Below are 23218 nucleotides of genomic sequence, written 5' to 3'. Positions count from 1 at the left end.
TAAAAGTGCCAATAACCAAAAAGAAAAAAACAAGGGACTTCTCATCTTTTTTCGGAATGTTCTTTTTCCTGATAGTCATCATATCGGTTATCTTATCCATAGGTAATTTTGTGCGCTACACTACCCTTTTGAAACAATACGAAGAGATGAAGAGATACGTCGACAGTAAAGTATCTGAGATGAAATCGGAAAACGAGAATTTGAAAAACATGTTAGCTCCAAATTCACTTTTAGATAAGTACATCGCCGCAGCAAACTATTTACAAAACTTCGGATACGATTTCGACAGAATTTTAGTCGCTTTAAACGATGATCCAACCACAGGTTACTTCATGGTGTTCGTCGTTGGAAATGAGAATTCCTGGTTTACGATCAAATATAAAGACACAACATACTTCAGTGGTGAATTAAAACCAGGGCTTGCGAGCTATAGGTTTTTCTATTACAAGGAACCGCGCATAAAGACCAAGTACGATATAATAATACCACCGGAAGCTACTGTGTCGGTTGGAAAAACGGGACGAGTCTATTTACTATTTTTCGGTGTTGGTCTCAGATTCCATCCAACGAAAGTGGTTCAACTCAACGAACAAACTTACGAAAACATAGCCTCCAAATTCTCTCTGTACATTCCTGGTCGCCAATAGCTCACAAAGATTTGATTACAAAACAAAACAGGGAGCTTTAAGCTCCCTGTTTTTTCTGGTAGCGGGGGTGGGATTTGAACCCACGACCTTTGGGTTATGAGCCCAACGAGCTGCCAGACTGCTCTACCCCGCGACGCATATTTCTATTCCATAATTCATTTAATTGCATCCACCTGGTGCCGGGGATCGGAGTCGAACCGACACGGGAATCCACTTCCCAGCGGATTTTAAGTCCGCTGCGTCTGCCAATTCCGCCACCCCGGCTCCGGTAGATATTATATCACTGAGCAAACGAATTTGTCAAGCCTATCTATGCAATTATCGGTTATTCTAACTTATGCCTCGCTCACAATTTTCAATATTGTATCTTTGATAACCGTTAGTTTCCTACTTGCCTCTTCTTTAACTTTGTCCACAGTGTATATGTACACTTTGAGCTTCGGCTCTGTACCGGATGGTCTTATTGCATACCAAGAACCGTCGCTCAAGAAAAATCTCAAGACGTTCGACGCAGGGATGTGTGGCTCGATTTCACCTATCTCTTTTCCGTTGCGATCGTACAGTTTTCGTTCTTTGTAATCGATATATTCTACTAAATCCAACGTACCAATAACCCGTGGAAATTTCTTCCTGAAAACTTCCATAATCCTTCTTATTTTTTCCATTCCTTTGAGTCCTTCGTACACAAGCGAGAAATTATCTTCGAGGTAATAGCCGAAATTTCTATAAAGCGATTCAAGTACGTCAATCAGCGTCTTGCCCTGTTTTTTGTAGTACGCAGCCATTTCAGAGATCAACATGGACATCATAACGCCGTCTTTGTCCCTCACAAAATCTCCAGTCACATATCCGATGCTTTCCTCATACCCAAATTGGAATGAGTATCTACCTTCCAATTCGTTCTCAAGACCGCAAATGTTCTTGAATCCTGTCAAGGTCTCGAAAGTTTCCACACCGTACTGTTTAGCGATGAGCTTGCCGAGGTCTCCGGTTACTATAGACTTAATCACGACTCCGTTCTTAGGAAGTATACCCTTCTTCTTCCTTTGAGAGAGCAAATATTCTATCAAGAGAGCACCAGTTTGGTTTCCATTTAGTGGTACATACTCACCGTTGTGTTTCACCATAACGGCATTTCTGTCAGCATCAGGGTCAGTTGCAAGGATTATGTCCGCGTTGTGCTTTTTAGCATAATCAAGCGCCAAATTGAACGCTTTTAAATCTTCTGGATTCGGATATTCAACTGTTGGGAATTCACCATTTGGAATCTCTTGCTCTGGAACGATGATATAGTTCGTAAACCCACGTTTATCAAAAACATACCTTACGAACTTCCCACCTGTTCCATGGAGTGGTGTGTAAACAATTGAAATATTCTTATCAATATCATCGCAAAGAGCCAAAGACAAGACTTTTTCAAAATACGCCTCGTCAACTTCTTTTCCAATTATCTTTATTAAGCCTTTTGCTATTGCCTCATCGAAGTCCATTTTCTTGATCGTTCCAAAATCCTCTATCTTCCTGATGTTTTCTTCAACAGGTTTAGCTATATCGTCCATTATCTGTGAGCCGTGCTCCCAGTACACTTTGTATCCATTGTATTCCGGAGGATTGTGGCTTGCAGTAATAACTATACCAGAGGCTGTCTTCAAATACCTCACGGCAAAGGAAAGCACAGGCGTAGGTCTTATATCATCGAACAGATAAACCTGCACGCCGTTGCCTGCGAACACCTGAGCAGTTATTCGAGCAAATTCCCGAGACATCCTTCGCACATCGTAGGCTATGACCACACCTCTTTTTGCGTATTCTTCTCCTCGGCTGTTGATGTAATCCGCAAGCCCTTGAGTTGCTCTTGCCACTGTGTAGATATTCATTCTGTTCGTTCCAGCACCGATCTTTCCTCTTAAGCCTGCTGTCCCAAATTCAAGTTCAAGCAAAAACCTCTCTTTTATTTCTTCGTCATTTCCTTCAATAGCCTTCAACTCAGCTTTTGTTGCTTCGTCTATATGCGGACTTTCCAACCACTTTCTGTACTCTGCCAAGTAATCTCTCATATCAATACCTCCTTATACTTTACCAAGTGTTCCCGCTTAATATTTTCGAGTCTACGTCTTATTTTACCACACTTGATGATTTTGATAAGCTCCAAGTGAGATTCTTAACAGAAAACATGTTCATTTAGCTTCAAAAACAACGTTAACAGTCACCATAACTTCCTTTTCACGCGTTGAAGTATCGTACGTACCATAGTCGCTAACTTCTACGCTGTTTGGAGCGAGGACTTGAACAACTCCACTCCTTGCGCTGATAACTTTTCCCACTCTTAAATTGCTACTTTTTGCAATTTCTTCCGCTCTCCTTCTTGCATCCCTGACAGCTTCGGAAAGTAACTGAATTCGTTTCTCTGGCAGTTTAGAATAATAATATTCAACTGGGTTCGATTGAAATACTAATCCAGAATCAAGGATTTTTTGCGTTATCTCCTTTGCCTTCTGAGCGATCCTCTCAACATCATCTGTTTGAACCGTTATATATTGGGCAAGCACATACTGCCTTTCGGTAACCCTTTCAGGATCTGTGTATAGTTCGGAAACACTTATCGCAGAAAGGCTAATTTCATCATCTTCTATTCCATTTTCTTTGAATATTTCCAGAACACGCCTTTCAGATATTTTCATACTTTTGAATCCCTCGTTCAATTTTGATTCCGAAACCTTAACTGAAAAGTTCGACGACCATTTGGCAATGTCTGAAACCACCATCTCCCGCGCACTGCCAGTTACCGTTAGAGCCTTTTGCGGAAGTTTTGAAAGGTAAAAGAAATAACCAAAGACCGCCATACCGACAATAAACGAAACACCGAGGACTGTGGAAAAAATTAAGTTAGAATAACTCTTGCCATTATTCATCACTACTCCCCCCTTAATCGAGGATTTTCATTTTAATTATACCATTTGCACTTCACGGAAGATAAAAGAAAAGGTGAGAAACTTGTGCCCTTCTCACCTTTTTTCAAAGAAATGATTTAAATCGGCTTTCATTCTTCAAATCCCACATCTCTTAGCCAGTTCTTGATATCCATTCCTTGCCATCCCATCGTTCGCATCTCTGTTATTGCACTCTCTATAATGTCTCTGTAAAGCCGTTTTGAGATTGGGTCGTCCTTAGCTTTGAGTTCGCTAAGAAAAGATTTTACATCCTCCTCAGGCTCTCCGTTGATCTTGATTTTCTTACTGAGGATGTCGAGTTCGTATCTAATGGCAAAGTCTTTTATTAATTTTCCTTCCATGTTTGTCACCTCCAGGGTGGATTAGTAAAAACAATGGTTGCACCACTACTACTATTATATCCTAAACTACGTTTAATGTCAATTATCTGCAACTATAGTTCATAAGAAATATATTTTACTATATTACACCTTATTTCTTCATTTCTTTCTGTCTTTCTTCCATTATCTTCTTCAATTGCTGGGACAATGCGACTCTTGTCTTGCTGTCAAGGTGGTCTATAAAAAGTACACCATTGAGATGGTCGTACTCGTGCTGGAATATTCTGGCAGGATAACCTTCTAAAAGTTCTTCATGGTAGCTTCCGTGTTCATCTTGGTATCTTACCCGAACCCACTTGTATCTCGCAACATCAGCAAAAACACCAGGAACACTTAGACACCCTTCTTCCCCAAACTCTTTCTCGTCAGAGTGCTCTATTATTTCAGGATTTACAATCATCTTAAAACCACTCCCGTCGTCCATTCCAAAAAACCTTTGAGAAATGCCGACTTGAGGAGCAGCAAGGCCTACACCATCTTCAGAATACATAGTCATTTTAAACTCTTCAAGTATAGCTCTAACCGATGCAAAATCAGTCACTGGCACTGCTTTTTTTCTTAAAACTGGATCACCTAAGACTCTTACCTTCACCGTATATTCCCTCCAATTCTTTTAAAAGCTCTTCGTTTGTCATGAATATTGTAATAGGCGTTACAGAAATGTACTTTTCAGCAAGCGCTTTATAATCAGCTTTCGGGTCCGGATCATCTTCTATTATATCACCGAGCATCCAGTAGTACTCTCTTCCAGACGGATCTATGCGCTTTTCAAAGTAATCTTCATACCTTCTTTTGCTCTGGCGGGTGAATCTCCAACCTTTTATAGATTCAAACGGCAACGAAGGCACGTTGATATTCAACGCAGTAAACCTCGGGATTTTCCCTATATCAAATTCCTTTAAAAATTGGAGTAAAAATAGTGCAGCCGAATCGTAAATTGGGGCTTTGAAATCGGCGACTGATATCGCGATTGAAGGGATACCTGCAATCGCACCTTCCAACGCACCGCTGACTGTACCAGAATAAACAACGTCAGTTCCCAAATTCTCGCCGCGATTTATGCCGCTGATGACAACATCTGGTACAATTCCTTTCTCTTTATAAATCACATCAAGCCCTATCTTTACGCAATCTGCCGGAGTGCCGGAAACCGCGTACATTTCAAATGGCTCGTTTATATCGAGTTTCCTTGCCCATAGAGGAAATCTTAAAGTTATACCATGCCCCACAGCACTTTGCTCTGACTCAGGCGCACTAACCACAACGTAATGTTCCTTGCTAAGATATCGCGCCGCACACAGAATACCGGGCGCTGTTACACCATCGTCGTTAACTAATAGTATGTTCATCTATTGAATCCTCCTCACCTCAAAACTTTCATTTTCTTTCGTTTTCTTGGCTCAAATTGTTCAGACATATCAACCGTGTTTTTCACTCAATACGCCATCAATAAGCCTTTTCAGTTCTCTCAAACCTTCTTCAAATTTGTACGTACCAACTATCTCACCTTTTCTGAACAAAACAACACCATCTTTTACACCAGCGATACCAACATCCGCCTCTTTGCCTTCACCAATACCATTTACAACACAGCCGAGAACGGATATGGTAATATCTTCTCGAATGTTCGAAACAAGCTTCTCCACCTCAAGTGCAACACTTTCTACATCAAAAACCGCCCTTGCGCAAGTCGGACACGCAACGATATTCGGTCCTTTTCTCAGGTGGAGTGCGGTCAACAGTTTCTTAGCAGCTATAACTTCGTTCACAGGGTCTCCTGCAATAGATATCCTCAATGTATCCACAAGCCCTTCGAGAATCAGGACTCCAAGGGCAGCAGAAGATTTTATGAGAGAATTGTAGAGCGTTCCGGCTTCCGTAACGCCAACGTGCAGCGGATAATCAACTAAACTCACTACGTACCTGTTCGCTTCTATAGTTTCAATGACATCCGAACTCTTTACGGATATAACTATATCTTCAAAGCCATGCTTTTCAAGTACACGAACTTCCCGCAAAGCCGCCTCTCCAAGGGCTTTGTGCCTAGGCAAATTCTCTAAATCTTTCGGCAACGAACCACTGTTTGCACCGACTCTTATAGGCACTCCGAATTCCTTCGCATATTTCACAACTTCTGCAACTTTATTTTCATCACCTATGTTCCCCGGATTAATTCTAACTTTATCTATGCCTTCCTTTATGGCCTCAATCGCTATTCTGTAATCGAAATGTATATCCCCAACGATTGGAATATCTATACCGAAAGACTTTAGACCGTCTTTTATATACTTAACCGCCTTTGCACTTTCAATATCTGGCAGAGAAATCCTAACTATTTCACAACCAGCTTCAACGAGTGACTTAATCTGATTAACGGTCGAAGCAACGTCTTTCGTATTTGTGTTCGTCATCGATTGTATCGTTATCGGTGCATCTCCACCAATTGTTAAATTACCCACCTTTACCGGTTTAGAAAACCTTCTTTTGATCAAACAAATACACCTCTTTCTCTCATCTGTTTCGAAATTCACTATCTTGTCAAAAACCTTCCGATATCTATAAACGTCATGAAAAACACAAATCCCAAAAGCAAGAAAAATCCAATAGTATGTATGAGGTTTTCAACGTTTCTGTTTATCTTCCTTCTCGTTATCATTTCGATCAGTGCAAATATTATCCGCCCACCATCGAGTGCAGGAAGTGGGAACAAATTGAATATACCGAGATTTATAGTGATGACGGCCACAACGATGAGCACTGTCTCAAATCCAAACTGGACAGCTTGCCCGACTATCTGAACTATTCCCACTGGTCCAGACACATCTTGTAAGTTTCTACCTATGAATATCCCCGGTAAAGTCTTCCAAATATAAAGAGCCAATCTGTTGCTCCTTGCAATAGCTATCGAAATCGCTTCAAATCCTCTCGGCTTAATCTTTTGTGCCTTCTCTTCCAGAATACCGGGCGTGGAGAGTATCTGAACAAGTTTATCTTTCTCGAATTCTATTTCTTTCAACTCACCATTGGTTTCGTATTTGACCATTACAATCGTATCCATTGGTCTAATAACACTCTCAACTCTATTTCCGCTGACTTTGAAGTATAGTTCATCGGCTTTCAAACTCAGTGCCGTTACCGCGTCTAACAATTCGTTGGAAGAGCGAATTTCCATGTCTCCAATACTTAGCAACTTGTCACCTTTTGAAAATACGTCTATATCTTTCGCAAAAACGTTGGAAAATTGCCCATAGTAAATACCAATTGCGTATCGTTTAGGTAGAATGGAAACGTTGTCTAATATCCCGCTAATTTCACCTGAATCTGTCTTTATCGTGACATACCCTTTCGAATATTTCTCCATGTAATTTTCAAATGGTACGTTGTTGATGCTTTCTATTTCTTGCCCTATTTCGCCTTTAACATCTTTCAGATAGATATAGTACTCTTTCTGTGTTAATTCTGGCTGAACAGTTAATATAAGTCTCTCGTCTCCACGCTTGACCTCAAGCGTTATTGGTTTACCCTGCCTTATTATTCCGGTCATGTCAAGCGTATCAAAAACATATTTACCGTTAATTTTCATGACTATATCATCCGATCTCAAACCAGCTTCCTCTGCTGGTGAGTTTGGAATAACCTTGTCGACTATAATCGGCGTGTATCCCCAATTTGAGATAATAAGTATAAACAAGAGGTATCCAGCCAATATCGAGAAGACAGGACCTGCGAGGACTATTAAAAACCTCTTCCATGCGGAGACCCCGTAAAGTGAATCTGAATCTTCTTCCTCGCTCGGGTCTTCACCTTTAAGCCTCACATAACCTCCAAGCGGAAAGATATTTATCCTGAAATCCGTCTTCTTCCCTTTTCTCCTATAAATCTGTGGTCCAAATCCTATCGCAAATTCGTGAACTTTAACTCCAAAAAGCCTTGCAAACAAAAAGTGACCGAATTCGTGCACAACAACGATGAACATGAATACCAGCAAGAAAGCGATGATGTTAACAACTAAAGTCATATATTTCAACCTCCTTAGTTCATTTCTTATTTACTCAAAAACTCTTTTACAACCTTTTCTGCGTAATCTCGAGAGATATTGTCTATTTCGTACACGTCGTTTATGCTTTCGACAGATTTATCTGCCTCGATTACGTAATCCACCGTTTTCTTGACAACGGTCTCAATCTGTCCAAACGTGATCTTTTCTCGTAAGAAGTATTCAACGGCGATTTCGTCACTTGCATTCAGTGCTATCCTCCACGACAATCCTGACTGCGTTCTTGCCAGCTCGAGTCCGTAATGAAAGATTGGGTAGCGTTCTTTTTCAACATCGTACAAGCTGAGATCAAACTCTTTGACATCGGCAATGTAACTTTCATAAATCCGTTCGGGATAAGTGAGAGAATACGCAATAGGAATTCTCATGTCAGGCTTTCCGGCATGTATCTTTATAACCCCATCTTTTAAGAAAACAATCCCATGAACGAAACTCGAACGATTGAGTTTAACATCTATCTTGTCATAATCAAGATTAAAAAGTTCGTGTGCTTCTATAACCTCAAACAGCTTATTGACCATCGTTGCCGAGTCCACAGTTATCCTTCCGCCCATGCTCCATGTTGGATGTCTTAAAATTTGAGAAGGAGTTAGTGAAGGTATGTCATCAAACGAAACATCTCTCACCGCACCACCGGAAGCCGTTATGAGTATATGATCAACGTGAGGTTCGTAAAGCTGGAATATAGCGGAATGTTCGCTGTCGATTGGTATTATTTCTACCCCGTTTTCCCGAGCGATTTCTCTAACAAACGGTCCTGCGCATACAAGCGCCTCTTTCGTTGCGAGAGCAAGTCGTTTGGTGTATTTTAAGCTTTCCAACGCAGCCTTAACGCCTTCAAAACCTGGAATTGCACATACAACAATATCTGGCTCTGTTATCGAAAGAAGCTCTTCCAAAGTTTCAATTCTAACACCCTTCGAAGCCTCTCTCTCAGAAATGTAATACTTCACATCAAGTTCATCAATTATCTTCTCAGCTAATGATACATTTCTTCCAAAAGAGATGCCGACTACTTTGAAACCCTTGAGCGTTTTAATAACATCAACGGTTTGAGTTCCTATCGAACCTGTTGCGCCGAGTATTACAACGGTCTTTTCTTCCAACGTACGTACACCACCTTACCTTGTCTAACATTTACTTTCACTTCATTGTTTAGAGCTATGTTGCTCACACCTATCGGAGATGTTATCTCCATATTACCGTCAAATTTGTATTTGAAACCCTCTATCGAAAATTCCGCACTGCAAAGAGGTATGAAAGACCAGATTTCACCATGTATTGCTTTTAATGTACGATCGCTGTTTTCACCTGCTCTTATCACGCCAACTTCGCAATTATCAGATATCGCAGTAACGTTATCGTACTTGCTCATAAGGCCTATCATTGCGAGTATCATATCTATCCTTTCGCCTTGCCAATTGAGTATCTCAACCTCCGTTGCTCCGTGCTTAAAGATATAATTAAGTGCGAGTTCAAAATCTGTTTCATCTTTCTCGTGAGGATAAACTTGTATTTTGACGCCTTTCGATTCAAAGTATTCAAGCGTGTCGTCGGATATTGAATCCATATCTCCTATGAGTACATGTGGCACAATTCTCCTTCTTCTGAGTTCTTCTGCTCCACCATCACACGCAACTATCAACTCACCAGTTATGTACATAGTGCCATTAGAATTGCCATTCAAGATAATAGAAGCCTTCACTTAGCATCCCCCCATTAAAAACATTAAATAACCACTAATCCTTTCTCGATATAAAGTTTTGCGAGTAAGAGCATCTGTCCCCAACCATACGCACATCCATACCTGATGGAGAGCTCACTCTCGTCTTTAACAAATGTCTTGTCTTTGACGGTAACTATAGTCTCGTCTTCATCGGTTGGTTGGAAAGAAAACTCTACAAAAGACCTGTACCCATCTTCATACTCATACCACCAGAAAGAAAACAAGCGCTTATGAATAACACTAACTATCCTGCCATTATCTGTAACAACTTGTCCATCGGTGAGCCTGAACCATCTGAAGTAAATTTCGCCGCTCTCTTCGTCAATCTTCATCCCATCGGTAAACCACGGGTCCCAACCGTTTGGATTGTAGAACGCCTTCCAGACTACTTCTAATGGGGCTTTAATACGTTCGTGAAATTCCATCTCTTGATTGCTTATTCCAATTCTCTCACTCATTAACTGTCACCTATCCTTTTATCTGGTTATTTTTTCCCATATCTCTCTAACCTTCGCTATATCCTCTGCATGTTCAGGATTATCTCCCGGAGTTTCGAGTATAAGTGGCAGACTTGCAAATATAGGATTTGAGAGGAAGACATCCAATTTCGGTCCTATGTTTCCAACACCTATGTTTTCGTGTCTATCTTTGTTAGAACCGAGTGTATTCTTAGTATCGTTCAAGTGCACGAATTTTAGCCTCTTGACACCTACAGTGTTTTCGATCTCCTTAACTAGTGCATCTAAACCTTCACCACTTGTTACATCGTATCCCGCATCAAATCCATGGCACGTGTCAAACGTTAATCCTATCCTCTCTTCATACTCGCAGAGCTGTATAATCTCTCTCATCTGATGGTAATTATACCCTATATTTCCACCCTTCTTGACGACATTTTCGAGCAGGATATGTATATTTTTGTCTTTCTTCATTACAGTATTAAGTGCACGGGCTATTCTTTCTATTCCTTCCTTTTCACCAAGCCCAAGGTGACTGCCAGGATGTATGTTAAGATACTTAATGCCGAGCTTATTGCAGATTTTAGCTTCGATTTCCATCAGCTCGACAGACTTTTCCCAAATGTCTTCTTTCGGACTTGCGATGTTCACAAGATAACCAGCATGGCAAAGGAAATATTCTGGATTGAGATTGTATTTCTTCACATCTCTCAGAAAATGGACAATATCATCATCTGACGGTAGTTTTGCCTGCCACTGCCTTGGATTGTGCGGGAATATTTGAAACGCGTTCCCGCGTATTTCAACCGTCTCTTTTGGTACTCTTGCAAACCCACCGCCGATTGGCATGTGAGCTCCTATTATTAATTCTCTAACTTTTATTTCATCTTTGTCCATGCGTTTCACCTCTTATCCGCAGCAAATTTTAAATTTACTTACGATACTCTTCTTTCAAAATTCCCATTATGAGTATATCCCAATATTTATTATCATGGAATTTTGCCTCTCTTAGCAAGCCTTCCCTCATAAAACCAAGTGATTCAAGAAGTTTTATAGATTTTTCATTGTACGCATAGACTTCTGCTGTCAACCTGTGCAGATTCATCTCACCAAATGCGAATCCGATTGCCTTTTGCAACATCGCCTTTCCATAGCCTTGCCCTCTATATTTTGGAATAACATAGTAGGTTATATAAGCATTTCTGTTGAAGACCCGCAAATCGAATTTCACAAATCCGATGTCCTCGCCATTGACAGAAAATACAAGCACAACAGGTTGTGCTTTTGTTATTTTTTGTTCTGAGAAGTATGCGATATCGTCTGAAACTATTTTAAATTTCTGCAAGCTATCTTCATTCGAAGTTTTGTAAACGAGTTCGTCCATACATTGACAGCTCCTAAGAAAAATTCAATTACCTTAATCATTACTCTCGAGTTCTGAAACCCTTACTTGAAGTTCATCTAATTTCTCAATTATACTCAGTAACTCTTGTTCACAAGCCTCTTTCTTACTCATCAGTTCCATGAGCTTGACATAATCTGTATGCATATGCATCTCTGATTCAATTTCAGATATTGCCTTGTAAAGCTCCTCTTCTCTGGTTTTCAGTTCCTCCATCTGCCTCTTCATGCTCTTGAGCTGATTCTTAAGCTTTTTACGCTCTTCAAAATCTACGTTTTTCTCTTTCTCAACCCTTTCACGCTCTTTGGAATAAAAGATAGGCTCGTTTACCTCGACAATCGTCCCGCTCTTGATAGTCAAAAACCTGTTGCATACGTTTCTTATGAGCTCTAAGTCATGTGAGACCATTATAACACAGCCCCTGTATTCTTTTAACGCTTCTTCGAGTGCCTCAACAGTCTCGAGGTCCATATGATTAGTTGGCTCGTCTAAGATGAGCACATTCGGCTTTCTCAGCAGGACTTTTGCAAGCGCAAGTATCTGCCGTTCACCACCACTCAGTTCACTAACGCTCTTAAACACCGCTTCGCCTTTGAAACCGAACCTCCCCGCATAGGCACGGATAACGTAATCAGGTCTGTCCGGCATTTCTTCAAATATTTCATCGAAAACCGTATTCTCTAAATCAAGCTGGTCAACGAATTGCTCAAGATAAACCATCTTTACATTATAGCCAACTAAAACATTGCCCACGTAATTTATTTTGTTTGTAATAATCTTGAGGAGCGTCGTCTTCCCTGAACCATTAGGTCCCACTATGGCTATCTTGTCACCGTTGTATACAGTAAAATTGACATCTCTCAAAAGGTTTTCCCAAGAAACGTTCTTAACATCCAGCACAACATACCCAGTGTTCTCAGGAGTTGGAATTTCTATCTTCTTATCTTCCTCCTCTAAATACAAGTTTGGCATATTTTCGAGTTCCTCGAGCATCTTTTCAAGCATCTTTTCTTTACTCTTTGCCTGTTTTACGAACTTTTCCCTTCCCCACTTCTTGTATCTGTCTATTATTGTCCTCAATCTTTCAACTTCTCTTTGGATATTGGCAACTTGCCGCCTTTGAGTTTCTATAATTCTCTGCCTTTCGATATGGTAGTGGTCAAAATCCGTGTCGAATACCCATACGCGTTCATTGTTTATCTCCCAGAACTTCTTACAAACATTCCTCAAAAAATCCCTGTCGTGCGATATCACTATATAACCGCCACGGAATTTATTCAAGAGCTCTTTCAAAAACTCTATACTTTCAATATCGAGAAAATTCGTTGGCTCGTCAAGTAATAAAAAGTCTGGCTCTTCCACAAAGAGCCTTCCGATGTGCAACTTTGTTTTTTCACCACCGCTAAATGTAGAAATATCGCGGTGCCAATCTTCTTCTGAAAAGCCGAGTCCTTTTAAAATACTTCGCGCACTCTTTTCTTTCTCTGGCGTGTCAGCGATTTTCATGTAGTATTCGTACGGAGTCCTCGCATCGAATGTTCTGTACTGGTCCATATACAAAACCTTGCCTTGTACGGATATCTCGCCTGAGTAGTCGTTAAAACTACCGGCTATGGCTTTTAAGAGAGTACTCTTTCCACAACCATTCTTTCCCATGAGACCTATCTTTTCATTAGGATACACACTTACATTGAAATTCTGAAAAAGAGCCTTTTCGGGAAAAGATATTGAAAGATTGCTAATAGTTATCATCTGTTGCAACACCCTTTCGCAGTGCTTTACACCATTTTTCACTTCAGGCCATTGCTTTATTAATTGTACCATATCTAAGTATCCTTTTAAACTATTCTTAGAAACATGAGACAAAAAATGGCTATCCTTTCAGATAGCCACATTTACTGCAAGAGAAAATCACATGCTAATTACCTTTGATTATGCCTTATTTTTTCGAATACTCTTGAGGAAAGCATCTGGTTGGGATAAAAATAACTTAACAGGTTTTGGTAAGCATTTGATGAGTAAATACACAGATGCTATCATAAACAAGAATGTTATATACCAATACTTACTTACGGTTTCAATGCTAACATTGAGTCCAAATACCCTGAGTAATGCAAAAATTAAACCTCCGATTGTTATATGGTAACCAAAGACAAATATCGCATTATCGGATAACTCCTTCAAAAATTTAGTTATATACACTGAAACTAAATGCAAAAATCCTTTTTGATTTACCGCTTTCTCCAAAATCTTAGCGAACCAATAGAAGAATATAGCGCAGAGTATCTCGCCAATTATAACAAAAAACTTGCCAATTGCGTTCTTTCCATAGCAATCAAAGTTCCAGCCAGTCTCTCCAAAAAACCAACCAATTATAATCCAGCCAAAGAAGGAAATAATCCCAACAATGTTGTTGATACGCACATTCTTTTCTTTAAAAACCCTGCCAAGATGAAACATATACAATCCAGAAAGTGCAACACCTATCTTAAAACTGTGAATTTCAAACCCGATGAAGCGTTTTGCTATACCTAATGCTATGACGTAATACAAAATGTTCAACTTATTAGAAAATTGATAAACAAACTCAGCCAGAAACAAAAAGAACAAATACCACAACGGAACGATCGTTAGCGGTACAGAATCCATGTCAACAGTTCTGACAAAAATGTAGTTAATAACATAGCTCAGATTATCAGCTTTCTTTAATTCCACCGGAACTAAAAAGATCCAAAGTACAAGGCCAATAAAACCTATGTAGTAATAACTGTAAATAAGTGGTATCCTTTTTTTGAAAAATTCGTTTAAATTCATCTCTTTATATAAATAACCCGAAATGAATGGAAAAATCACTATAATGTACGAAGCAATCCCAAAAATTTTGAACGGCAACTGCGAATGTGCCAATAGAACTAACACAAGCCCGAGTCCACGTGCGTAATCAATCCAATGCAGGCGTTCCCTTTCTCCTTTAGCGTTTATCTGTCTCATTTCGGTTGACATTTAAAACCCCCGCAATTATAGACATTATCATCAATATCACACCAAAGATTTGAGTAAATGTGAGAGACTCTTTTAGAATCAACATCGAAAGCAGCATCGCGAATATCGGTTCTCCAACGAATATGAGTGCCGAAACGTTGTTCCCTACGACCTTTTGATACTTTGCTTGTATTATTATCGCAGCTATCGTTGCTGTAACCGCTGTGAAGCCGGCAACAAAGAGCGCATTGAGAGAGAAAGTCCACGAAGATTGGTTGCTACCAGCATGGAAGAAGTTGAATATTGTATTCAGCAACGCTACTGTGAAAAATTGTGGTGTCAAAAGTGCATACTCACTCACCTGGCGAGAGAATTTCGTTATAAGCACCACGTGTAGGGCATACATGATGCCGCAGATCGTCGTTAGGAAATCTCCAAAATTGTAACCGCTTATACCACCACTCAATAGATACATACCAACAAGCGCACCAACAAATCCAACAGCCTGCAAAAGTTTTATTTTCTCGCGTTCAAGAACATACGCAAAAAATGGGACTATTACTATATAAAGAGACGTTATGAATCCACTCTTCGTAGATGTAGTGATCGTTAATCCCCAAGTTTGAGTCGCATAGGCAAGCGCCATGACAATTCCAAGTATGAAACCTCTTTTCCAATCGGAGTTCTTAAAGATTATAGCTGACAGGAAGGTGGCAATCCAAAATCGGATTGCGTTGTACAAAAAAGGTGAAACTTCTTCTGTCAGAATGAGCTTCTGTATAGGGAAGGTAAGCCCCCACAAAAATGTCAAAAAGAGCAACCAGAACGTCGCAATGAACTTTTTCTTCAGTGTATAAGAAATCTTGCCATCAAGATTTTCCATATTGCCTCCAGAATCTCATCAATCTTTATTTTAATCACTTACCACAGAATCACCATTACTGTACTTTTCCAACCGGCGCAAGATAGACTACAAATTCATCTGTGCCATCAAGTCTTAAGAATTTGTCCATCAATTCTTGACTGTACGCTGCAATTGCGCAAGTACCTGCCTTTATAGCTTCGCAGGCGATGTAGAGATTCTGACAGACATGTCCTGCATCCAAAAGTATTACCTTGTGAGACGCCGGACCATACCTCCACTCAGTTCTATATGGCATAGCTGTCCAAATGAAAACCGCAGCAGCTTCTCCAACAAATGTTTGTTCAAGAGTTGCGCGTATAATTTCTTCACGCAAGTATCTGTCCGACCGATGTAAGACTAAACTGTGTTCAATAGGTAAGTATCTGTAAACTGCCTCGTTCAGCCCTTCCACATTTCGAACGTACACATATGTTTCAAAAGGATGCCTCGCTCCGGCTGATGGCACCGTTCTAAAAGTGGCTTTCGGAGTTACATTCTTCACACCTTGCGTTGCCCATAACAAAAATGAAAGCTCCTCAAGAGTTAAAGGCATTTTAAGGTATTTTCTATGACTTCTCCTATTAGCAATAGCCTCAAAAACGTTTGGTGATTTAACTACGATGCTATCCTTAAATTCAGGCAATTTCACCAAGTGAACTCCCTCAGAAATGGGCTTTTCAAAAGGCGGCATCGGTTCGCCTTTTTGCTGGTCGCTCTTAAAATTCTCAAGTGCTTCCCAGTTTGATTTTAAAAGCGTTCTTGACTTTGTGAAATCTGTAAAGTCATTGCTTCTCATGAAATCCCCCCTTGGAGTCTGGAATCCAACACGTTAGCAAAACTTCACTTAAAACCTTGTGGAGACACCGCACTCTTTTTTTATACGGGACTTGATATCGTCAAGTGCCAAGTCAACTTCTTCATCGCTGAGTGTTCTTTCAGAATCCCTGAACTTAGCGTATATAGTCACGCTGTAAAGATCTTCACCGACTTGCCTGTAAATATCATCTATTCCAACTTCTTCAACAAGTGGGCATTCTTTGTATATCTTAAGCAAACTCTCAATCTCATATCCAATAGGAATAAGGTAAGAAACATCTCTACGAATGTACGGGAACTGCGGTATGCTTTTGTAAACTCTTCTCTCATCAGCCTTGAAAATAAATTCGAGATAAATCTCGCCAACATAGACTTCGTCTTTCACGTCGTAAAGTTTGTCAACAAGTTCTGGTTCAAGCATTCCGATAAAGCCGACATACTTATCTTTATGGTAAATCTCCGCACCCCTTGTCGGAACTATTCCCTTCTTTTCCAACTTCCTGTATGTCATTTCTAATCCGAACTTTTCAAACAGCTCATCGACAACGCCTTTGACAGTGTAGAGACTTATGTTTCTTTTATCTGTATAGTCCCTTGGAGATTCTCTGCCAGTAAGCACGAAGCCAAGAGCTTCCTGCTCAAATGGCTTCCCATCTTTAACAGCAAATACCTTCCCTACTTCGAAGAGTTTTACATCTTTAATCTGCCTTTTGTAATTGTACGAGAGCGACTCGAGTAATCCGTAAAGCAGTGAAGGTCTCATTACATCGAAATCAGAGATAATTGGATTGCTTACGGGAAGACCTCTTCCTGCAACCTCGAAGCTTTCAACTATCTTGCTCGAAGTGAAAGAAAGCGTGTTTGCTTCGTTGAAGCCGAGACCTGTCATGAAGTATTTCAGTTCAATTCTCCTTTTATGATTCTTACTTCTGCCATGTTCGAGTGCCGGCATTCGAGGCGCTTCTGAGTGCAAGTGTTCGTAGCCATGAATCCTTCCCACCTCTTCCATGATGTCCTCAGGTATCGACACGTCGAAATACCTAAACGATGGGACATAGACTTCGTATCCTTCCTTCGTCTCTTCAACTTCAAATCCAAGTGGCTCGATGTATTCGCCTATATGTTTGACATCGATTCCCAAGACCTTCTTAGGCAAAGACTTTGGCACAAAAATTCTTCTCTGCTCGATTCTTCTTGGGTAATTATCCACTATCTCCTTAGATGCTTTACCATCGGCTAACTCTTCTATGAGCTGCGACAATCGTTCTATGACAAAAACAGCATCATCGAAATCAACTCCGCGCTCAAATCTGTAAGAAGAATCTGACGATACACCCAATCTTCTCGAAGTTCTTCTAATCCTAACAGGATCAAACATTGCAACTTCGAGTAAGACATCCGTTGTTTCATTTGTTATTCCTGATTCCTCTCCACCCATGATTCCACCAAGAGCGAGCAGCTTCTCACCATCGGTTATGAGAACCTCACCACCTGAAAATTCGTAGGTTTTACCGTCCAAAAGCAGCATCTTCTCTCCTGGTTTTGCATCTCTGACGACAATCTTTCCAGCAAGTTTCTTGAGGTCAAATGCATGGACGGGGTGTCCCGTTTCAAGCATGACGTAGTTTGTTATATCAACGATGTTATTAATCGGTCTCAAACCAGAAGCTATCAATCTTTTTTGCAGCCAAAGAGGGCTCGGTCCAACCTTTACATCCCTTATCACTCTTGCCGTGTATCGCCAGCATCCATCTGTTTCAATGAAAACATCTATCTTATCTTCATTGACAGCGTTCCTAACTCTTGGGATAGGGAACTTCGGGGTCCTCTTCAATCCAGCTGAGAGCTCTCTTGTGACACCAAAGTAAGACAGCGCATCTGGGCGGTTTGGCGTGATCTCCATATCGAAATACCAATCATGAAGGCCAAGCAATTTTACAACGTCTTCCCCGAGCTGTGCAGGACCGTCGAACGTAAAAACATGTTCGCTTTTCTGTTCCAGCCCAAGCTCTTCAAGCGAGCACATCATACCTTCAGAAACAACTCCTCGCATAGCTCTCTCTTGGATCTCTATTCCATTGGCTAATTTAGCACCTTTTAACGCAACGTAGACATATTTACCTGATTGAACCGATAAGTCTGCCGTTAGTATTGTCTTCGTTTCATTCCCGATATTCACCTGACAAACAAGCAATTTGTCAGCTTGCGGATGCTTTTCGATACTCTCTATCTTCCCAACAACGATTGGACCTACGACTGGAAAAACAGGACCATTTTCACCTATGTCAAATCCCAACCTCGGCAACGCCTCGTTGACTTCTTCCTTCGTAACCTGTATATAATCGTTCAACCAATCCAAAGAAATCTTCACAAAAGACACCTCCCAATTATCCCTTCACAATTCTCTCTAATACTTTTTAAAATATTAAAACCTTCCATAGTATACTTATCAATACGGCGGACATTGGACTAATCCACCACACGTGCGATGGCTTTGTCTTCCAAAATCTGTATAGAAGACCTAAGCCGAGCGACAAGAAAGCGAGAAGGTAATTGTTACCTAAGAAGAAAACATAAAACGCCAACCTTTCAGAAATACCGTCTAAGTCGTTGTATTCTTCATTACCAGGATAGAAATTCTTGAAGAAATAAGTAACCGCCATACTGACAACAGCCATACCCAATAAGTACATTGCAAATTCTTTTGATATGTAGGAATTTACAAATTCATCAGCTACGAATAAATTGAGCACGAAAGCTATGGAAAGCAAGCCAACTTCCAAAATATGGATTCTTGTAATGTTCGCTATTTTAGTTCGCATAACATCTCCGAGCACATGAATTGCCATCATAGAAACAAGCACAATTATCCCTGTTCTGCTTTTCAAAAGTGTATCAAAAGTAAATGCAAGTAGCGCGAATATTGACCAAACGATATGTTCCAGGAGTTTGTAACCTTTGTAGTGCCGTATTTTTGCGTTATCCGTGAAACCGTGGTCCGCAACAAAGTGCGCTAAAAAAAGATGTATCATCCAAATGCCTCCTTCGTAGATCATAATAAGTGTTTAATGTAATAAAGCAAGGAACCTCACCCAATCTTGTACACAAGCACACCTTCGCTTGTCATCAAGTATAAATTATTTTCCCAAACTGTTGCATCGTAGACTATACCTTCCACATCTTCGACTATACGGTTAATTCGCCTGTTTGCAAAATCTATGAACGTTATAAAACTATCGCCCACAGCCACAACATAATTTCCGGAAGAATATAGACCGAGATTTCCCATCCACCCTTCCGCAGTGTATGCGTAATTACCAAGCTTGTCGAATATGAGAAGACCGTAGGCTCTTGTAGTAGCAAGTATGTAATCATCGATAACTATAGCATACGTCATATCATAGCTTCGCTGTAACCCAACAGGGGCGGTGTATTTGATGTTGTAATAATATCTATACACTTCCCTGTTTGTAAGTAGAAGAATTTCTTTTCCATCGTATATAACCCTGCCATATATACCTTTCAGCGTTGCAATTACGTTTCCGGTGTTATCTACGAAATCAACTTTATCGTCGCTTCTTGGTTTTGCGAATATCGCGAAATCTTTTGTCACCAAATAATCGTCAGATGACACCTGATCATAGGAAACGCTATCGGCAAGTTTCCTGTAAAAAACCTTAACCTGCGTTCCGTAGCTGATTCCATCTATGGTCTCTTTTAGATTTTGAACACTCTCTTCCCAGACTTTTGTTCCGCCTACGTAAAGACCTTTTTCATCAGCTGTGTATATTATTCCACCATACACGGCAATTTGATTCCCTGGGTAAGTAAATGACTTCAAAAATTTCACAAATGGGTTGTTCCCTATCTTCCATTCTTCCGTATAGAATCCCTCTATTGTTTTTGATGTTAGGAACCTTTCAAAGACTTTTTCCTGCTCAGTAGTGACGTATTCAGCAAAGGTATCATCTTTGTATTGTGGTAATTCAGGAATTTCGTAAGCCAAGAATTTTTTTAACTCCTGAACGAAAGCATCTGATGAGTAAAAGTCATTCCAACTTCCATTAAAGATTTTCAGCGTCATGTAAGGCAACCTTGCCGCATTTTTTGTAACAACGCCATCACCCGTGTTCAGAACTAATTCCGGATAGAATTTCTCGAGCAAACTCGAAGTAACATCTATCGCAAGAGGTGGGGTATTTCCCATATAAGCCATTACGTCTACATCAGTTCTATAAGGAAGGTAGCGCAATTTTTTCAAGAAATCAGAATTTGGTAGAACTTCAGAATAATAACCGTTAATCGCTTCTATGTAGGATTTTAAATAGCCTTGCAAAGCCGCAACAATACCTTCTGGAAGGTTGTAAAGCAATGAAGCAGCTGAAGGTTTTGACGCGTAAACAGTTGTTGCAAGCCTCGGATCCGCTATATTGGTCCCGTAAAATGGAACAGATATATAAGCAACCTTTCTAACGTTCTTAATTTCCGGATGGGTTGCAAGGCAATAATAAACTATTAGTCCTCCAATTTCGTGGGTGATAATATCAAACTCAACATTCTCAAATCTTTTGAGCTCTTGTGCTAACCTTTCTGCTTCGAATATTATAGGACTTGGTAGTGGATTTGCTTCCTGGAATGTCTTCAGTGCCCTGCTGTAGTTGTAAGATTTCGAACTATTTAAAGGGTATTGATAAACATATATTGACCTTTCAGGGAAAACACCTTGCCACAACGAGAGTGGTGAAACCTTTGCAGATTCATAATACCCTGAGAAATTCGCATCGCTTCCGGGAACAATAAGCAAAGAAGGATAAGCTGAAACTTTACGATAAACTTCCAAAATCCCAGTTTTCAACACTTGTCCAGGCACGGAAACAACGCCAAGCCATTTGGGGATAACGAAAAAACTTGCCTCGACATAGTAACCCCTACTGTCTTTATCGATGGAACTACCCGGGATTATATTGTAAACCTGTCCATCACTGCTTAAACCCGCGAACGCAATCGCATTTGAATCGTTGCTACCTAAAAGACTTGAAGGGAAATAATACCTCACCTTTATCGGCACTGTCGCCATGTTATAATTCCCATCGCTTGGAATCAACTCGAAGATTGGACTAATAAAATTCCCAGTACTTAACACGCCCTGAACAGCACCTTGCGGTACCACTCTTACCTTAAACGACTTCTCATATGGAAAAGCTCCAAATGGAATTGAGATAACTAAATTTTCAACAGTTTGCGTCCCTTCAGATAAAACCGCCTCAGGTGTTTTCGGACGCATCATTAAGAAGATCACAACCGAAGTAACTGCAATTACACCTACAAGAGAATAAAAAAGCAACTTTCGCCTCCATATAGTTAACAGTAGCGTCTTGACTTTATCGATTATACCTTTGAATCCCTTAATAGGCTCTTTGCTCACTTTTTCCGTTGCTTCTCCTGTTCCTTCTTTTGAGCTCTCGCTTTTCTTCTTCCCAAACTTCAAAAAACCAAAAACTTTTCCAAGATCTATCTTTGGAATCTTTGGCACTTTTGGCACACGCCATCCCCTGCCTCGATAATATCAAATTATAATAACTATTCATCATTAGGCTCATCTGGTTCATTTGAAGAGTCTTCGAATTTCTCTGGATGTTCGTTCAGTAGCTTTTTGAATTCACTTATGTCTAAATCTTCAACAAATTTCTTGAATTCTTCTTCACTCTCTCCGATCTCTTCCAAAGTAATAGCTTCCGTAGCTATTATCTCATTTGCTACGTAAAGTGGCGCTCCGGTTTTCAGCGAAAGTATAATACAATCTGACGGTCTCGCATCGATTTCAATGAAAGGATTAACACCTTCCGAAGCCTCTTGTTCGGACACCGTTAAATCTCTCAAAACTATCTTTGCGTAAAAAACATTATCCTTTATCGAATGGATAACAAATCTTTCTATTTTCAAACTCAGTTCATCGATTATCCTTATCATCAAATCGTGAGTGAGAGGCCTTTCAAAAGGTACTCTTTCTATGGCAATTGCCATAACACTTGCTTCACATGCCCCAATCCATATAGGCAATATCTTTTTGGTATTCTCTATACCAAGCAAAACAACGGGCGTATTTGAAACTTTATCCAAAACTAACGCCTTAACTACCGCTTTTTTCATTCTTAATCACCTCTTTTAACTCTTCAACACTATTGCGAATAACATTTTCGACGTGCAATCTCAGTTCCTCTTCACTTGAAAAATTCTCCGGATACACAAGCTCACAGAATTTCATGGCAGTTTTGTTACTTTTAACCAAAAGGCTGTGTTTGGGTATGACCAAGTGGTTTCCCCACATAGCCACAGGAAGCACTGGAACCTTTGATTTGAAAGCTATTTCCAAACTTCTGTTCTTAAAAGGCAAGACAGTTCCATCCGGCGAACGAGTACCCTCTGGAAAGATAACAAAATGATACCCTTCTTGGAGCTTCTTCATAACTTCTCTAATCGCCGTTGCGGTCTGCCGTATATTCCCTCTATCAATAAGTTCACTTCCCAGGTACTTGAGGTACAAGTTTATAATTGGAAATTTCCCAAGTTCTTTCTTTGCCAAGAACGGTGTCGGTCCAACAAAGCCGATTATCATTGGTATATCCAAAATACTTTGGTGATTTGCCACGACGATATAATTGCTCTTCACATCCGGCTTTTTTCCGCAAACAAACACTTTCACTCCAAGAAGCTTGAAAGCAGCCCTACCAAAAACCTCTATCTGCTTCGTGACAAAATTCCGTCCTCTTTCTTTTCCGAGAATCACCCCTATTAGGAGCACCAACGAACCATAAACAAAAATATACAAAAAAGCACCTATCAAAAACCAGATGCTTCTCATAACACTCAGCAATTTTCCCATAATGCGCATCAT

At 40.2% G+C, this 23218-nt stretch carries 22 protein-coding genes and 2 tRNA genes; 1 reads left to right on the top strand and 23 read right to left on the bottom strand.

What is annotated here, in order from left to right; translation table 11 throughout:
- The first annotated feature begins 5 nt into the window (after positions 1-5).
- Positions 6-647 carry a hypothetical protein gene (locus tag IB67_RS07940; protein WP_339747920.1) on the top strand — a complete coding sequence of 214 codons (642 nt, stop codon included), beginning with the start codon at positions 6-8 and terminating at the stop codon, positions 645-647.
- Positions 648-703: 56 nt separating this feature from the next.
- Here IB67_RS07940 and IB67_RS07935 read toward each other — a convergent pair.
- The 23 genes from IB67_RS07935 to IB67_RS07825 all read right to left on the bottom strand — a co-directional run bounded on the left by IB67_RS07935 (position 704) and on the right by IB67_RS07825 (position 23215).
- Positions 704-780 (bottom strand) — tRNA-Met (locus IB67_RS07935).
- Between the two features lie 41 nt (positions 781-821).
- Positions 822-911, bottom strand: a tRNA-Leu gene (locus IB67_RS07930).
- Positions 912-982: 71 nt separating this feature from the next.
- Positions 983-2704: a phospho-sugar mutase gene (locus IB67_RS07925; protein WP_498875228.1), complete on the bottom strand. Its 1722-nt coding sequence runs from the start codon at positions 2702-2704 to the stop codon at positions 983-985.
- A 120-nt stretch (positions 2705-2824) separates the two neighbouring features.
- A complete protein-coding gene (locus IB67_RS07920) occupies positions 2825-3559 on the bottom strand; it encodes an SIMPL domain-containing protein (RefSeq protein WP_498875227.1) in 735 nt (244 codons plus the stop codon).
- Between the two features lie 128 nt (positions 3560-3687).
- Complete coding sequence (locus tag IB67_RS07915; protein WP_339745265.1) at positions 3688-3939, bottom strand: hypothetical protein; 252 nt, start codon at positions 3937-3939, stop codon at positions 3688-3690.
- 130 nt (positions 3940-4069) lie between these two features.
- On the bottom strand, positions 4070-4570 hold the full coding sequence (gene def, locus IB67_RS07910; RefSeq protein WP_339745268.1) for a peptide deformylase: 501 nt from the start codon (positions 4568-4570) through the stop codon (positions 4070-4072).
- Positions 4548-5327, bottom strand: coding sequence for a 5'/3'-nucleotidase SurE (gene surE / locus IB67_RS07905; RefSeq protein WP_339745271.1), 780 nt, complete (start codon positions 5325-5327; stop codon positions 4548-4550). Before surE ends, def begins: the two co-directional genes overlap by 23 nt.
- Before the next feature lie 69 nt (positions 5328-5396).
- Entirely contained in the window at positions 5397-6467 is a 1071-nt protein-coding gene (ispG, locus tag IB67_RS07900; RefSeq protein WP_424695301.1) for a flavodoxin-dependent (E)-4-hydroxy-3-methylbut-2-enyl-diphosphate synthase, read from the bottom strand.
- Positions 6468-6508: 41 nt separating this feature from the next.
- Positions 6509-7996 (bottom strand): M50 family metallopeptidase, encoded by a 1488-nt coding sequence (locus IB67_RS07895; RefSeq protein WP_339745274.1) that lies wholly within the window; start codon positions 7994-7996, stop codon positions 6509-6511.
- Between the two features lie 26 nt (positions 7997-8022).
- Complete coding sequence (dxr, locus tag IB67_RS07890) at positions 8023-9141, bottom strand: 1-deoxy-D-xylulose-5-phosphate reductoisomerase (protein ID WP_339745277.1); 1119 nt, start codon at positions 9139-9141, stop codon at positions 8023-8025.
- Positions 9120-9740, bottom strand: a complete 621-nt coding sequence (locus tag IB67_RS07885; RefSeq protein ID WP_339745280.1) for a thiamine diphosphokinase — start codon at positions 9738-9740, stop codon at positions 9120-9122. Before IB67_RS07885 ends, dxr begins: the two co-directional genes overlap by 22 nt.
- A gap of 23 nt (positions 9741-9763) precedes the next feature.
- Complete coding sequence (locus IB67_RS07880) at positions 9764-10219, bottom strand: SRPBCC family protein (protein ID WP_339745283.1); 456 nt, start codon at positions 10217-10219, stop codon at positions 9764-9766.
- A gap of 18 nt (positions 10220-10237) precedes the next feature.
- Entirely contained in the window at positions 10238-11116 is an 879-nt protein-coding gene (locus tag IB67_RS07875; protein ID WP_339745286.1) for a deoxyribonuclease IV, read from the bottom strand.
- A gap of 34 nt (positions 11117-11150) precedes the next feature.
- On the bottom strand, positions 11151-11603 hold the full coding sequence (locus IB67_RS07870) for a GNAT family N-acetyltransferase (protein WP_339745290.1): 453 nt from the start codon (positions 11601-11603) through the stop codon (positions 11151-11153).
- Between the two features lie 33 nt (positions 11604-11636).
- Positions 11637-13373 carry an ABC-F family ATP-binding cassette domain-containing protein gene (locus IB67_RS07865; protein WP_339745293.1) on the bottom strand — a complete coding sequence of 579 codons (1737 nt, stop codon included), beginning with the start codon at positions 13371-13373 and terminating at the stop codon, positions 11637-11639.
- Positions 13374-13553: 180 nt separating this feature from the next.
- The gene (locus tag IB67_RS07860; protein ID WP_339745296.1) at positions 13554-14624 is read right to left on the bottom strand and encodes an acyltransferase family protein; all 1071 of its coding nucleotides are present in this window, start codon (positions 14622-14624) and stop codon (positions 13554-13556) included.
- A complete protein-coding gene (locus tag IB67_RS07855; protein ID WP_339745299.1) occupies positions 14593-15486 on the bottom strand; it encodes a DMT family transporter in 894 nt (297 codons plus the stop codon). The genes IB67_RS07860 and IB67_RS07855 overlap by 32 nt, the downstream gene beginning before the upstream one ends.
- Positions 15487-15541: 55 nt before the next feature.
- Complete coding sequence (locus IB67_RS07850; protein WP_339745301.1) at positions 15542-16303, bottom strand: SagB/ThcOx family dehydrogenase; 762 nt, start codon at positions 16301-16303, stop codon at positions 15542-15544.
- 48 nt (positions 16304-16351) lie between these two features.
- Positions 16352-18694, bottom strand: a complete 2343-nt coding sequence (gene pheT, locus IB67_RS07845) for a phenylalanine--tRNA ligase subunit beta (RefSeq protein ID WP_498875226.1) — start codon at positions 18692-18694, stop codon at positions 16352-16354.
- A gap of 46 nt (positions 18695-18740) precedes the next feature.
- Positions 18741-19355, bottom strand: a complete 615-nt coding sequence (locus IB67_RS07840; RefSeq protein ID WP_143145325.1) for a hypothetical protein — start codon at positions 19353-19355, stop codon at positions 18741-18743.
- Between the two features lie 56 nt (positions 19356-19411).
- Entirely contained in the window at positions 19412-21865 is a 2454-nt protein-coding gene (locus IB67_RS07835) for a hypothetical protein (protein WP_339745309.1), read from the bottom strand.
- Positions 21866-21903: 38 nt separating this feature from the next.
- Positions 21904-22473: a bifunctional nuclease family protein gene (locus IB67_RS07830; RefSeq protein WP_072760925.1), complete on the bottom strand. Its 570-nt coding sequence runs from the start codon at positions 22471-22473 to the stop codon at positions 21904-21906.
- Entirely contained in the window at positions 22454-23215 is a 762-nt protein-coding gene (locus tag IB67_RS07825) for a lysophospholipid acyltransferase family protein (RefSeq protein ID WP_424695276.1), read from the bottom strand. Before IB67_RS07825 ends, IB67_RS07830 begins: the two co-directional genes overlap by 20 nt.
- Positions 23216-23218: the final 3 nt, after the last annotated feature.

It is taken from the genome of Fervidobacterium riparium (assembly GCF_025370035.1).
In the GTDB taxonomy this organism is placed as follows: domain Bacteria; phylum Thermotogota; class Thermotogae; order Thermotogales; family Fervidobacteriaceae; genus Fervidobacterium; species Fervidobacterium gondwanense.
This window is presented reverse-complemented; position numbering and strand designations above follow the sequence as displayed.